Origin of the sequence: Segetibacter sp. 3557_3, assembly GCF_004354985.1 — a bacterium.
Classification (GTDB): domain Bacteria; phylum Bacteroidota; class Bacteroidia; order Chitinophagales; family Chitinophagaceae; genus Segetibacter.
The window spans coordinates 118,484-132,819 of the sequence record NZ_SMSK01000009.1; the positions used below are offsets into that span (position 1 = coordinate 118,484).

A 14,336-nucleotide genomic window follows, 5' to 3' on the forward strand; every position below is an offset into this window, starting at 1 on the left:
AAAATTATTGGTTGAAGTCAGGAATGTAGCTGTTCCATACTAAGTTATTGCTGGTCTAATTTGACTCTTTGTAAAAGGAGGTTGCGTATCTAAACCGGAATGCAATGTCTACTCTGTTTGTTCTTATGAATGACCGGCAGACCTTTATGCAGCAGGCAGTGTATACCTGGCAGGATTTTGTTGCCGCCCGTAATCTGTCTCTAATGAATAGTTTTCAAAATAAGCTTGCGATAAATGAGCGCGTTAACCAGCCCTTGAACTGAATACCATATAGGCTAACTTAGCCGCATTACCAGATACAAAAACTGCTGTTCACTTATGGCTGATTATGACAAGCTTAAAGAAAATGTTCTGAAACGTATCGCACTATCAGATATGGAGCTGGAAGAATTTTGTCAAAGTTTCCAGTTGATGAAGGTCAAAAAACGACAATTTATAATACAGCCTGAGTTTGTCGCCCGGCATCGTTACTATGTTGTTCAGGGCAGCTTTCGGGCATATGTAATCGGCGACGCGGGTGAAGAACATACCATTCAATTTGCCATTGACGATTGGTGGATATCAGACTACAACAGTTATATCTTTCAGCAACCTGCTTCTATGTTTGTAATGGCGCTGTCTGATAGTCTTGTGCTTAAAATAACCCACGATGCCGAACAGGAACTGAAAAAAAGCCGGCACAGTTTCGAAACCTTTTTTAGAATACTTGCGGAGCATACCGCAGCTTACATGGCACGCCGCGTAATTACCAACCTCACCAGGACGGCGGAACAACGCTATGATGAGTTCATGACACGCTACCCTGCAGTCGCAGCAAGGGTTCCCCAGTATGCGCTGGCATCATTCCTGGGCATTACAACCGAATACCTCTCCAGGCTACGCCGTAATAAGATGAATCCAAAAAATTGACCTGGTTCAACTTTTTAGGCTTAACCAGTTTCACCATATTTACTATACCAGGTCATTTTTAGAAGCCGACGTGGCTGCCACCTTTGTATTGTTAACATCAACAACGATTAAACAATATAATATGGCAACGCTTACACCAACACAAGTTTTGATCATGTCTGCCACAGCAGGAATCTGTGTGGCCAATGTGTACTATAGTCAGCCCATTTTACACGCAATGGCGCTGGCCTTTCAGATCAGCCCGGGGCAAGCAGGGAACATCTCGGTGCTTTCCCAGGTCGGTTATGGTATCGGCTTGTTTTTGCTTACGCCGATTGGCGATATGATCGAGCGCAAGAAGCTCATTCTTTACCTGCAATCCGCGTTGGTTATATCCCTACTGCTGGTTGCCTTTGCTCCCAACCTCCCCGTATTATATGCAGGCAGCCTGCTGATCGGCGTTTTCTCCGTTGTGGCACAGGTGATCTTACCAATGGCTGCCAGCCTGGTAAAAGAAAACAGGGGAAAAATCGTGGGACAAATATTCACAGGTATACTGGTTGGTATACTGCTGGCTCGGGTATTTAGCGGATATATAACCAACCTGCTTGGATTCCAATACGTGTATATGAGCTCCGCAGCAATGGTTCTGGGCACCGCAGTACTGATGCAGGCCGATTTCCCGTCAGTGCCTGAACGGTTCACGGGTACTTACGTAGGTTTACTAAGGTCCACCGTTACCCAACTGCGCCGGTTTAGCTTACTTCGCCGGACGGCACTCACTGCTATGCTGGCATTTGGAACATTAAGTGCTTTCTGGGTTACCCTTACGTTTTACCTTAGTGAAGCACCCTTCCATTATTCCGCTTCACAGATTGGCTTATTCGGGGTGCTTGCAGCCATTGGCGCACTGATTGCGCCCCTGTTTGGCAGGCTGGCCGACAAAGGCAGTCCATATAAGTCATTGTTGTTTTCTGCCGGCTTAACGGTAGTGAGTATACTGGTACTTAAATTCTTTCCCGGTGTCGTTGCGGCAATATGGATTACCGTCATACTGCTCGACATTGGTGTGCAGGCAACACAGGTTACCAATATTGCTGTGATCTATACCCTGGATCAATCGGCAAACAGTCGAATCAACACCGTATACATGACCAGCTATTTCATTGGGGGAGCTCTCGGATCTTCAATCGCGATTTTGTTGTACAATTTGGGTGGATGGAGTTGGTCCACATCTTTTATGCTATTGCTGGCTATGCTAATTGTCATCAACGTGGTTACTTCGGAACAGCTCCAGCACAAAGCTGTTGTACAGGAATAAAGCCATGGGGTATTTGGTATTGGGTATTGAGGTATTGGAGTGTTGAGGTATTGGGTATCGAGGTATTGGGTATCGAGGTATTGGGGTGTTCAATAAGGTATTTAGTTATTTCTTATTTATTGTTGTTGATTAAAGCTTTAGTGGATTGATTGTCCATAATTGCTATACAATACAAGCGTGCGACGCCCTTCCGACTGGCGAAGCCGGGCGGCCAGCGATGTACATTTGAAATACTCCGGTTTAGCCTATAAAAAAGCTTTTCGATTAGAGAAGATTGATTTGGTAAGTACAATAACCAAAATTTTATCAAAGTCGTTTAGTTAAGCCGCTTGTCGACTCAATGGCTCAATATTGCGGTTTAGTACAAGAGTGCGACGCCCGTCCGACTGGCGCAGCCGGGCGGGCAACGATTTACAATTGAATAACTGCAGCTGGGTCCATAAAAAAAGTTTTTTAACTAAACTACTCTGACTATTCTATGGGCTAGCTATGTTACCGAATCAACATTAGGCTACCGTGTAAATTCTCAATATGACCATCAAGGTCAGTAAAAGACATTTGCCAGATGTAGTTTCCTGTTGGCATTTCAACACCCTTGTATTTACCATCCCAACCTATGTTAGCATTAGTGCCGGCAAATACCACCTGGCCCCACCTGCTGAATATTTTCATTGTAAATACCTTTAAACGTTGGGGATGTATCACCTGGAATATGTCGTTAAGCCCATCGTTGTTGGGTGTAAATGCCGTTGGTATGTAAAGCTTGCAATTGCCTTCATGAACTGTAACCTGGCCGGTTGTACTGCCACAGGAGTTTTCGGCGGTAAGCTTATAAACACCCGCTTTTCGAACATTGTAAAACGGTAGGGTTGAGCCGTCCTGCCACAAGTAACGCACATTGGAAAGCCGGGGATTAAGTGTGAACTGTTGGGCATCGCAGATGGTGGTATCCCTATCAAGTGTAAATGCAGGCTTGTACCCGAAGTATATGGCAATCGTATCCCGGGATACACATCCATCCACATTAACTTCCACCGAATAGTTTCCGGGTTTACTCACCAACCTGTTTGCCGAAGTGCTTAGATCGTCCCACCTGTAAGTGGCACCCAATGCGGAAGCATCTAATAATTTCACTGTGCCTTCACAAAGCGAGGTATCATTACCCAACAGTATTACCGGTGATGACTTGAGGGTAACGAGCAGGCTGTCTCTGTTGGTACAACCACCCACTGCTGCATCCACCCAGTATGTACCCGGTTGTGTAATTTGGATACTGCTTGAAGTACTGCCTGTACTCCAGCGATATACCGCATTTGGAATGGAAAGTTGAAGACTCAGACCCTGGTTGTTGCAAATAGCAGTATCGGCTCCCAACGAAACGGAAGGTGGTGTTGTACCGGTAATTAAAATTGTATCGGCATTTGTGCATCCATTGATCCCCGTTACGCTAACAGCATAACTTCCGGGGGTGTTTACCAGCAATGTAGAAGAGACGCTTCCATCGTTCCAGCTATAAGCCGAAACAGCAGGATTGTATGCATTTAAAGTTAAACCCTGATTCAAACACATTACTGTGTCACGACCAAGATTTACGGATGGTTGCGGTCTGTGCTGAATGCGTATGGAGTCTCTGCCGGTACAACCGTTTTCACTTACCTGTACCCAGTAAATACCGGGCTGTGTTACGTTGAAAGAGTCGCTTATTGAATTATCATTCCAGAGGTAAGATGCCGAAGAAGATTTTGGATGCAGGGTTATTGTTTGATTAGGACAAATAGCGGTATCGTTACCGAGAGAAACCGGGAGGGTATTCCGAAAACTTACCAGCATCGTATCACTTGCAGTACACGAGCCATTGGATACTTTCACCCAATATACACCTGGATTTTTCACAGTTATATTGGGGGTAGTTGCGCCATTACTCCAGAGATAAACTGCACTGGGTATGTTTGCGCGGATAGTGAGTGAGTCGCCCATACAAAGGGTGGTGTCCGGTCCGATATAAACGCTTTGCGTATTAAGATAACGCACCTGGATCGTATCACTGGTGGTGCAATTCTGATAAGTAACTGCGCCCCAGTATGTACCAGGGCGGGTAACTTTAAACGTGTCTAATTTTGAACCATCCTGCCACTGGTAACCGGCAATGATCCCGAATGGATTTATTCGCGGTTCCAGTTTTAATAGTAATGTCTGATTATTACAAAGGGTGGTATCGTTTCCAAAGTTCGCTCTTGGATCATATTTAAAAGCTACTGAGATCGTGTCACGATTTTTACAACCATTCTGGTCGTATGCCTGTACCATGTATTTACCATCCTTCACAACCATTTTATCCCTGGCAGTCGTTCCGTCATTCCAGGTGATGGTGTGAAAATTAGCGGGAACGCTAATCGGATAAATCGATTTCGGGCATAGGGTTGTATCCTTTCCAAGGTCAAGGACACTTGCCGTATTGCCTATCTTTATCATGCCATATGCATCAGGACATGAGAAGTTCATAGAGCCAGCCAGGACAAAGTAGTCTCCCGGTTCAGTAATAACCAATTGGCGGGTTGTATCACCGGTATTCCAACGGTAACTTTGATATCCCTGTGGCGCAGACAAGGTATGTTGCCCAAAACAGACGGCCGTATCGCGTCCAAGTGAAAATTTTATTGCAGGTGTCGCTACAGGCTGCCTGACAAAGTCATTGATAAAAACCGGAAACTTACCCTCTACTGCTTCCAACCTCTTTCGATCAAAATTACAGGCAGCCTCCGCCAGATTGGGGCAGTTCACTACCGAAAGATAGTCACGGATATCGCCGCCATTAGAAGAGTGATGCCTCGACAGGTAGATTTTGTTATCGGTGCCGACCTGCATGTCTTTGTAATAGTGTGAGAAGTCATCTGCTACCTTGTACCTGGAATTTAAAACATTGTTTGTGTTAAGATCAAGTTGAAACAGTCCCTCGGATGGATACCCTCCAAGGCAATAAAGCTTTGTATCATCCGGAGAAAAAAGTATTCGAGAACAGAAGATTCCTACTTGTACGGGCTGGTAATTGGTCACGCTCCCGGTACTGTTATTGAAGTCGTAAAACTCTAAGAAGTTGCGACCCGATTGTTGCGCTACAAGTCTTTTGCCATCGTGGGAGGCAGACATTGTGCCCTCTGCGTCGGCGGATTTTCCGGTAATTACGGGCCCAATATTGCTGGTTACAGCGGGTGCAACACCAAGGTCTGAAAAAAGATATGCCCTGAATTGATTGTCCTTCCAGCCATGTACGATCACCCATGCATCGGTACCATTGGCATGCCTTACTAACGATATCCTTTCGGGCAATCCGGATTGAACGATTTTGTTAACTAAAGTGAACCGGCCAAGGCCGTTGTTAAGAGAAAGGTCGAGGATAGAGTAACTTAAACCGGCAGCGTTTGGGCATCTTACTTGCAAGCCAGTCTCCTGGGCTGCAAGATCGTTGTCCAGACTTTGAAATTGAATAATGTAGAATTTATTTGGATTAGAACTGAAAGGTACGATGTGATATGAGCTTTGATCTCCCGGGCAAATCCTTAATGTTTCATCAAGATTGATGGCATTATAGCCCTTATTGAACGCGTAGTAGCCCGAGAGAAGAAATTTCATCTGACCAGTGGTCTTATCAGAGTACGAAGTTCCGCCCATGTTATAATGATAATAATTGTAGAAATTAGAGGGTATTGGATAGATGAAATTAGTCTCGATTTGAGCAACATTATTGTTACGAAAGGTCAAGTTGTTACGACCGTTAAAATACCAGTTTGACCATTCTTTTTGACCAAAAACAAGGTTCCAGGTAAGTAACAATATGATGGTTAGCGTAATATTCTTCATAAGCATAACAGAACCGGTGACATAAACTTTTTTAAACAACCTCTTTACCGGTACAAGGGCATCATACAGGAGTTCTTCCTCCAGAATAGGAGAAAAGTAGGTCTTTGGTTTATCGACGTTTTAACGGATGCAACGATACGGAAATTGTCCCGGATAGCTGTTATGTCATGTTCGGGAATGAATGGGTGCCGGGTATTGGGTATTGGGTAATGGGATTGGCGGACTACGGATTGGCGATTGGAGGATTACGGATTGGCGAATTGCGGATTGTTTTGGTATTGGGCATCCTAAAGTTGATTAATTGAAAGCTTAACGAGCTAAGTGGGAGCAAAAGCTCTTCTACCAGGAGAGCGAATATTATACTCGATAGAAGTTTTAGTCATCGTATGGAAAGACTTAAACCAATGACCATTTAAGGCTCAGGCCTTACGACTTCGCGAGCCGGAAAAACCCTTAAATTGCTGGCATGCTAAAGCCACGCACACTTCTGCTCTCCCTCGCTATAAGCTTGTCAACATTATCAAATGAGGCCCGGGCTCAAAAAGCGCCAGGCTGGCCCCAACTCACCCGGGAAAACAAACCCTGGACCCGTTGGTGGTGGCCAGGCAGCGCAGTGGATAAGGCAAGCATTACCCACCAGATGGAACAGATGGCAAAAGCCGGGCTTGGCGGCGTGGAAATTACCCCCATTTACGGCGCGAAAGGTTATGAAAGCCGGTACATCGATTTCCTATCGCCCAAATGGATGGAGATGCTTGAACACGTAGGGAAGGAAGGAAAGCGGCTAGGTCTTGGTGTGGACATGGCAACCGGAACCGGGTGGCCCTTCGGTGGTCCCTGGATTGACTCAGCTAATGCCCTTGCGAGCGCTGTACTGCAGGATGGAAAGTTAACGGGGAAGCCGACAAAGATGCTGGTAAAACGTGCCGCTCCCGGCAATGAAGGCCTCGTAGTGGATCCTTATTCCCCCGATGCTCTGCGCCGTTACCTCGCACCATTCGATAAGGCATTTGCAAGCTTTCCAAAGGGAATGGTACGTGGCCAGTTTCACGACTCATTTGAATATTACGGCGGGAGCTGGACACCCAAATTTGCTCAGGTATTTTCCGAAATGCATGGCTACGACATTCAGCAATACGCGGCTGACCTGCTCGCAAAACCTGCAGATGTATCAGCTGCCAACCGGGCTAAGATCGCGCGTATAAAAGCCGACTTTCGCGAAACACTCGGGCGGCTGCACCTCGACTACCTGCGCACCTGGGTGGCGTGGTCACACAGTAAAGGTTTTATCGTACGGAACCAGTCGCACGGTGCACCCGCAAACATCCTTGATCTTTATGCCAATGCCGACATTGCAGAAACAGAAGTATTTGGCTCCACCCCTTTCAAAATACCGGGACTGCGGCGGCTGGACAATGAAGTGCGCCACGACCAGGACCTGCCTGAACCGCTCGTTATCCGGATGGCATCTTCTGCGGGTCATGTTGTAGGCCACAACCTTTCTTCCAGTGAAACCTGCACGTGGTTGCGCGACCATTGGAAAGAAGCCCTCGCCTATGCTAAACCGGAAATCGACCGCATATTTGCTGACGGGATCAACCATGTGTTTTACCATGGCACCGTCTTCTCACCCCAGGATGCACCCTGGCCGGGCTGGCTGTTTTATGCTTCTACCCAGTTTCAACCAAACAATACGATCTGGCAAGACTTCAGCGCACTGAACCAATATGTAGGTCGCGTACAATCGATCCTGCAGCGTGGCAAACCGGATAACGATGTCTTACTGTACTGGCCGCTGGCTGATGTATGGGAAAACGAAAACGGCCTGATGACCCAGCTTGGTGTGCACAATGTGAAGTGGCTCACCGAGCAACCGGTGGGCAAACTTGCACAGGCAATGATGGATAGGGGTTATAGTTTCGACTATATCTCCGATGCACAACTCCAGCAAACAAGGGCCGATGCAAAACAGCTGGCGACACCCGGCTCGCGCTATAAGGTGCTCGTTGTTCCTGCAACGCAACGGATGCCGCTCGGGACCCTGCAACGATTGAAGCAACTTGCAGATGGTGGCGCGACCATCATCTTCCAGGCGATGCCGGAAGATGTGCCAGGTTTTGGCCGGCTCGAAGCGCGCCGTGCTGACTTCAAAACGCTGCTGGGACAGTTCGCAGGAAAGGCTGTTGTAAAAAGCGATGTGCTTGCGGTGCTCGAATCAAATAAGGTTCCGCGAGAAGCGATTGCCGATGCGGGGATAAGTTTTATCCGCCGTGCCGGATCCAGAGGTCACGACTATTTTATTACCAATCTTACCGGGAAGAATTTTGATGGCTGGGCCACTATTGGTGTTCCCGCACAGTCAGCGGTTATACGCGATCCACTGTCCGGTCGTACCGGGTTTGCTGCTTTAAAATCGGCTGGCACCGGAGCCCAGGTTTACCTGCAACTCGCGCCGGGTGAGTCACTATTGCTGGAGACGAATGGGGCTCCTGCCCCACCTGCACAATTGGGCTGGGCATATCGCCAGCCTACGGGGACACCAACTGAACTTAAGGGTACCTGGCAAATCCAGTTTATCAAAGGCGGTCCTGAACTGCCAAAGCCAATTACCACATCTGACTTGAAATCGTGGACGGAACTCGGTGGTGACGAAGCCAAACGCTTTGCGGGTACCGCCCGCTATCGTCTCGAATGGGACGCCCCAACACAAAAAGCTGATGACTGGCTACTCGACCTTGGCGAGGTGCGGGAAAGCGCCCGTATACGCCTTAATGGTCGTGATGTGGCTACCGCCTGGAGCATCCCCTTCCAGGTGCGGATTGGTGAATACCTGAAGCCCGGCAAAAACATTCTTGAACTCGAGGTCACTAACCTGGCCGCAAACCGCATCCGCGACATGGACCAACGCAAAGTAGACTGGAAGATCATGCGTGAAATCAATTTTGTTGATATCAATTACAAACCTTTCGACGCATCTGGATGGGAGATTACCCCCTCGGGTTTGATTGGGCCGGTACGGCTGCAACCATTGAAGAAAGTGACGCCTTGATGTGATGTTTGCCAATTGTACTGTTATGCCTGTTCCGTGTGCCCCTGAGCCAATCGTGAAGTTTGATATGCAACCAACCGGCTGATGTCGTTGAAGTACTATTTCCTAGAACAGCGGATTAGTGGCATACGTTCCAGACAAACCATCGATTCTTTTGATTGATGCACTCTCGATGGTGGTATAAGCTATATACTCAAATGCAAACAAAGAAGAACATGATCGGCCTTCAGTATGCGTAACCGACCAGAAAATTCATTATGCCTGATCTGAGACAGCGGTTTCATCATTTGCGTAAAACAGGGCTCCGGCCGTTTGAATGTGCTTAACAAGTTCGGGATTTTTGATCTCGTTGAAATTGCACAAGTCAAATGTATATGGGAGATTAAGATCATCCAATTCACTGTTGATCGTATTCATCATTCTGAGGTTTAAATCTCTTCCTTTCAGGGCCAAATCGATATCGGAACCGGGCTTGTAATTGCCCGTTGCCCGTGAGCCGAATAGAATTACCTCTTCAATTGCACCAACTCCTTTAAACACGGTGCAAATTTCAACGAGCTCACTTTTATTTAATCCGAAGCGCATCTGATAACTTTTACAATTGCATTTCCTATTCACTTTTCCTGAACATTTCAATTTGTTTTTGAAAAGCTAGAAAGAGATTATAGTACGAGCTCACAATTTCATTGGCTATTTCATTTGCTGTTTCCTGATTGTAGGTGTGGGAAGTTTTTATTCTACTTTGCACCATATCCATCCAGCTTTGGCCGTCTTCAATTAGCCCCCTTTTAAAAGACATTTTAATTGCATTTCTACTACCCTGTATAGAAGTTTCTCCTTGTTCCTGATATAAATCTTTGATCGTATTGCAAGCTAGTTTGTAAGTATACTCCGATGCTTTTATTAACCCTGCTCACCCAACTCATTTAATCCCCTTGTTAACAAACTTTGTGAATTGAGCCAATGCCTTATTGTACTTGCTAAATCGTTGATGCCACCTAATATCCTTCTTATCTATTTGATCTTTTTCAGTGCGTTGTTTTAAGGCACGCACGGCACGATGAAGATAAATAATTATGGGCACTGAAGTTTGTTGACCTTAATGGTATTTTGGCATCTCGCTGGCACGATCCCCATGTCGTTGGCGATTCCTATGGCGCTCAGAAACGAAGTCATAGGTAGGCGTGAAACCTGGCTCCTACACGTGCAAGGGACAAGTTTGCCGGGGCCCCTGCACAGCGCGCAAAGCCAGACAGGAGACCCGGCAGGACGAACCCCGCGGTGCGAAATACCATTGAGTGCAGGACAACCAAGCTGAATAGCATTACCCAAAGTACAAGAGTGCGACGCAACGACCGTCTCCCAGATGTTCCTGCAGCTTGGTCCATAAAATGTTTCTTAACTACATGGCATTGATCTATTGCTCATCATTCCTGGTTCATAGTTCATTATTATTCTTCATACTTCATCATTCTTATTTTCTCATTCATGGTTCATCGTTTATCTCACTCACCTCGTCACCGTAAACCGCCGATTGATCGTCTGTCCATTCCCCGTGATGCGAAGGATATAAGTACCCGGTACCAATTCACGCACGTCCATATTCAATGATTTCACGCCTGCACTTTTCCGTGTCGAAATGATCTTACCATCCATGCCTACAATATTTACAATCGTATTTGCAGTCACCAGATCATCATCAAGCAGTAGGGTAAGTGTAGATGTTGCCGGAGTAGGAAAAACTTTTGTTGCCGACTCGTTGGTTACCCGCTCGGAAATGGAACGTTCAGAAGTAGACAGCTTAGGGGCTGTTCCGGGATGTTGAAAATTGATCTCAGACTTGAATATACCGCCCAGAAAAGGAGGTCCGGTTTGAAAGAAACCACCCGCATAACCGGTTTGGGCATCATAGAACCTGCATACCGCTTTATCTGCATCGTTATCAATTTCTATCCAGGTTTGTCCGACGTCGTACGAAACGGCGGAACCCTGGAATATCGGGTTGCCATGAACAGCGGTAGATATAAATGCATTCGTGCCCGGCACGGCAGTCATCCGGCTATTTTTCCAATTGGCCGGTTGAAAATAATTGGTCCAGGTAAGTCCACCGTCAGTGGTAGAAAACACAAAGGTGCGGTTCCTGCCCCTCAGGTGCGCAACACCGCTTAATCCATCGTCGAGAAAGGCAATTTCGTGTACGTAGGTTCCGGGCAAAGGGTCAACTACATGGACCGTCCAGGTCTTTCCAAAGTCAACAGACTTGTACATTCTTCCCTCCGAAGTGCCGAACCAAATGGTATTGCCTACAACGGCGTGGCCACTGATCCAGCCATACTCATTTGCGATTGGATCAGGAAGGTTTTCGTGGCGCACCCTTTTCCATTTTTTGCCTTTATTATTGGTGAGGTACACTTCCCAGTAACCATCATTAGGATCTCCCACGGCAATACCATGGTTCTTATCTTTAAAATGTACAAAGCGCGGAACCGAGTTGCTGTTAAAAAGTTCGCCGGCATTGGACTGTTCCCAGGTCATCCCTCCATCCATGGTATGAAACACACCCCCACCCTTAGCAAAACTGCCAACATAGTTACCGGGAACCGGACCTATTTTGTGCATGGCCACCCAGGCTTCCTGACCGTTAATGGCGGTGATGTTGGAGAAGCGCAGGGTTCTATCTGTACCCATCTTACCCGGTATCCAGGTTTGCCCCCCGTTCAGGGTGCGGGTAAAGTCCAGTACAGGTCTGCCACTTAGCAATCCCCCTTTACCATCATAACAAACCGCCCAAGCAGTGTTTTTATCGGGAAGCGACATCTCATAAAACCCCAGGGTGTCGTTGCTAAAACCGGCATTCTGCGCTTGCCATTGTGCACCTGCAGTACCCAGCACCAGCATAGCTACAACAAACAGTAAATGTTTTTTCATGGTGTATATTTTTCTGTTGTTGCAAACTATGGCAACAGCCACTCCTTTTTGTTAAGAAGTGCCGGGCTTTAGATATCCGGTTCAGAAATTCGTTTCTGCAGATCATCGCTTTGAAACAAAGGACGAAATGCGCCTTTTCAAGGACGTATTGTTAAAGGGAACATAGATTATGCGGCTATATTTGACAGAAAGAAATGTCGTGGGCAGCCTATACAAAATTTGAACAACAACATTCGTGGTTGTTGAACAATCGGTGGGCCTGGCATCTGCTATTTTGGTTTGGCTATGTGCTGTTCCGGTTCTGGCCCTACTACATTACATTTACCTACTACCCACCGGTGTTCCTGCAGTATATGTTGCTTTCGGAAGTACTTTTTGTCGGCACCACTTATGTTACGATATGGCTGTACAAACGTTTGTTTGCCGCAAGAAAATACGGGCGCTATTTTCTTGTTGGTGCGAGCACGTGGATCCTTTACCTGTGTGTCAGAACACTGTTCCAGGTTTATTACCTGCAAGCCGAACCACGCTTCCGTGGAAATTCAATTGCAGATATCCTGATCAATAACATCACGGTGGTACTGGTTAGCTTTTTATTTATTTCCGGATGCAAGTACTTTAAAGATGGCTACATTACACAGCAGTTTGAAGCAGCAAAAAAGGCACAACATTTAACTGCTGAAGTAAACAATTTGAAGTCGCAGATTGCACCGCATTTTCTTTTTAATACCCTGAATAACCTTTACGGGCTTGCAGTGGAGAAATCGGATAAATTGCCTGAATTGATGCTGCGATTGTCTGAACTGCTCAGGCACTCTTTATATGAAGCGGATAAAGCCCTTGTTCCCCTGAGCGACGAAGTTGAGGTATTAAAAAGTTATATTCAACTGGAAAGCCTGCGATTGGAGGACAACCTGCAACTGGATTTTGAAAACAGGATCCCGGCTATAAACCCCTACCAGGTTGCACCACTGATCGGGATTGTATTTGTGGAAAATGCTTTTAAGCATGCAAGGCTTGTGCAGCCCTTGGTAGTGACCATTTCTATAAAAGCCTGGCTCCTGAATGGATGGTTCCACTTACAGGTAATCAACAATTATAAAGTGGGCTGCGTTGAAAACAAAGGAGGTATCGGCATAACCAATGTAAGACGCCGGTTAGCCTTGCTATACCCGAATGGTCACCATGAACTGAACATAAACCAGGACGATACCTGGTTTAAAATTCTCTTACGCATGCGGCTGGCAAAACAAGATGCAGATGGAACTGAATAGTGAAAAATACAATTGCCTCGTAGTTGATGATGAGCCAATCGCCCGCAAGATCATCAAAAACTATATCCAGCAAATAGGGTTGCTACAATTGGAAGCAGAATGCATCAATGCATTAGGTGCCATTGATTACCTACGCAATCACGACAGAACCGACATCATTTTCCTCGACATCAACATGCCAAATCTGTCAGGCTTACAAATGCTCAAAATACTACAACCCAAGCAACCGGTCATCTTTACGACGGCTTATGCAGAACATGCGTTAGAAAGCTATGACCTGAATGCGGTTGATTACCTGCTCAAGCCTTTTTCGTTTGAGCGATTTACTAAAGCGGTTTACAAAGCGGTAAACAATATTCAAAAAACGGGTAATGCAATTGCCGCGATAACCCATGAACCAAAGGCGCCATTTTTTATAAAATCAGGCGGGAGTAACTTTCCTGTCCACCTGGACGATATCCTTTACTGCGAAGCAAAAAAGAATTATACGATGGTGGTTTTAGAAGACGGCAAGAAGCTGATGCCGCTTGTGCCCCTATCAAAATTTGAAACCTTGTTGTCAGATGCCGGTGGCACCTTTGTACAAATACATCGCTCTTACCTGGTTGCCACAAAGCATATCAGCTCAGTTACGCCCAACAGCATAAAGGTGGGCCAATACCAACTTCCAATTGGCATACAGTTCAGGGAAAGGTTTTTTACAACCATTGGGATAAAGGAAGAAGAACCGAGCGAGGGCGACGAGATTTAAATGCTCGCGGTAAAATACGCCAGTTTGTGCAAGGTCTGCTTCATAGAGTGGACGTGGGTTACTACCAGCATAAATCATCAAACCATCGTCGATACCGCTCTGAATGGCTTAATGGGATGGAGTTGCAATTATGGTAGAAGCGAATCAATTGCGATCAGGTAATTGGACCGTCCTGCCGGGGTCTACTGCGACGCACCAGGCTTTTGGGCAGCGCTGGGCCAAATGTCGAGTCGCGTCCATGTACTGGGTAGCAAGACAAGATCCGGG

At 46.4% G+C, this 14,336-nt stretch carries 10 protein-coding genes; 6 read left to right on the forward strand and 4 right to left on the reverse strand.

Annotated elements, in window-relative coordinates; translation table 11 throughout:
* Nucleotides 1-104: 104 nt before the first annotated feature.
* The 3 genes from EXU57_RS25145 to EXU57_RS14700 all read left to right on the forward strand — a co-directional run bounded on the left by EXU57_RS25145 (nucleotide 105) and on the right by EXU57_RS14700 (nucleotide 2,209).
* On the forward strand, nucleotides 105-263 hold the full coding sequence (locus tag EXU57_RS25145; RefSeq protein WP_165958151.1) for a hypothetical protein: 159 nt from the start codon (nucleotides 105-107) through the stop codon (nucleotides 261-263).
* A 55-nt stretch (nucleotides 264-318) separates the two neighbouring features.
* Nucleotides 319-909, forward strand: a complete 591-nt coding sequence (locus EXU57_RS14695) for a Crp/Fnr family transcriptional regulator (RefSeq protein WP_133268983.1) — start codon at nucleotides 319-321, stop codon at nucleotides 907-909.
* 121 nt (nucleotides 910-1,030) lie between these two features.
* Nucleotides 1,031-2,209: an MFS transporter gene (locus EXU57_RS14700; protein ID WP_133268984.1), complete on the forward strand. Its 1,179-nt coding sequence runs from the start codon at nucleotides 1,031-1,033 to the stop codon at nucleotides 2,207-2,209.
* Between the two features lie 492 nt (nucleotides 2,210-2,701).
* Here the strand turns inward: EXU57_RS14700 and EXU57_RS14705 are convergent, their stop codons facing one another.
* Nucleotides 2,702-6,067 (reverse strand): T9SS type B sorting domain-containing protein, encoded by a 3,366-nt coding sequence (locus EXU57_RS14705; RefSeq protein WP_165958152.1) that lies wholly within the window; start codon nucleotides 6,065-6,067, stop codon nucleotides 2,702-2,704.
* A gap of 466 nt (nucleotides 6,068-6,533) precedes the next feature.
* Between EXU57_RS14705 and EXU57_RS14710 the strand changes: the two genes are divergently transcribed.
* Entirely contained in the window at nucleotides 6,534-9,116 is a 2,583-nt protein-coding gene (locus tag EXU57_RS14710) for a glycosyl hydrolase (RefSeq protein ID WP_133268986.1), read from the forward strand.
* Nucleotides 9,117-9,371: 255 nt separating this feature from the next.
* Here EXU57_RS14710 and EXU57_RS14715 read toward each other — a convergent pair whose 3' ends face one another.
* From EXU57_RS14715 to EXU57_RS14725, 3 genes are all read right to left on the reverse strand, one after another.
* Nucleotides 9,372-9,701: a nucleotidyltransferase domain-containing protein gene (locus tag EXU57_RS14715; protein ID WP_133268987.1), complete on the reverse strand. Its 330-nt coding sequence runs from the start codon at nucleotides 9,699-9,701 to the stop codon at nucleotides 9,372-9,374.
* Nucleotides 9,702-9,726: 25 nt separating this feature from the next.
* Entirely contained in the window at nucleotides 9,727-10,020 is a 294-nt protein-coding gene (locus tag EXU57_RS14720) for an HI0074 family nucleotidyltransferase substrate-binding subunit (protein ID WP_133268988.1), read from the reverse strand.
* Nucleotides 10,021-10,625: 605 nt separating this feature from the next.
* A complete protein-coding gene (locus EXU57_RS14725) occupies nucleotides 10,626-12,044 on the reverse strand; it encodes a YCF48-related protein (protein ID WP_133268989.1) in 1,419 nt (472 codons plus the stop codon).
* Between the two features lie 194 nt (nucleotides 12,045-12,238).
* On the opposite strand from EXU57_RS14725, the gene EXU57_RS14730 reads away from it, so the two are divergent.
* Entirely contained in the window at nucleotides 12,239-13,318 is a 1,080-nt protein-coding gene (locus EXU57_RS14730) for a sensor histidine kinase (protein ID WP_133268990.1), read from the forward strand.
* Nucleotides 13,305-14,069: a LytR/AlgR family response regulator transcription factor gene (locus EXU57_RS14735; protein WP_165958153.1), complete on the forward strand. Its 765-nt coding sequence runs from the start codon at nucleotides 13,305-13,307 to the stop codon at nucleotides 14,067-14,069. Before EXU57_RS14730 ends, EXU57_RS14735 begins: the two co-directional genes overlap by 14 nt.
* Nucleotides 14,070-14,336 lie beyond the last annotated feature (267 nt).

Coding starts and splice junctions, on each gene's coding strand:
- EXU57_RS14725 (WP_133268989.1), bottom strand. CDS start 12,044: ATGAAAAAACATTTACTGTTTGTTGTAGCTATGCTGGTGCTGGGTACT.
- EXU57_RS14705 (WP_165958152.1), bottom strand. CDS start 6,067: ATGAAGAATATTACGCTAACCATCATATTGTTACTTACCTGGAACCTT.
- EXU57_RS14735 (WP_165958153.1), top strand. CDS start 13,305: ATGGAACTGAATAGTGAAAAATACAATTGCCTCGTAGTTGATGATGAG.
- EXU57_RS14695 (WP_133268983.1), top strand. CDS start 319: ATGGCTGATTATGACAAGCTTAAAGAAAATGTTCTGAAACGTATCGCA.
- EXU57_RS14730 (WP_133268990.1), top strand. CDS start 12,239: ATGTCGTGGGCAGCCTATACAAAATTTGAACAACAACATTCGTGGTTG.
- EXU57_RS14700 (WP_133268984.1), top strand. CDS start 1,031: ATGGCAACGCTTACACCAACACAAGTTTTGATCATGTCTGCCACAGCA.
- EXU57_RS14710 (WP_133268986.1), top strand. CDS start 6,534: ATGCTAAAGCCACGCACACTTCTGCTCTCCCTCGCTATAAGCTTGTCA.
- EXU57_RS25145 (WP_165958151.1), top strand. CDS start 105: ATGTCTACTCTGTTTGTTCTTATGAATGACCGGCAGACCTTTATGCAG.
- EXU57_RS14715 (WP_133268987.1), bottom strand. CDS start 9,701: ATGCGCTTCGGATTAAATAAAAGTGAGCTCGTTGAAATTTGCACCGTG.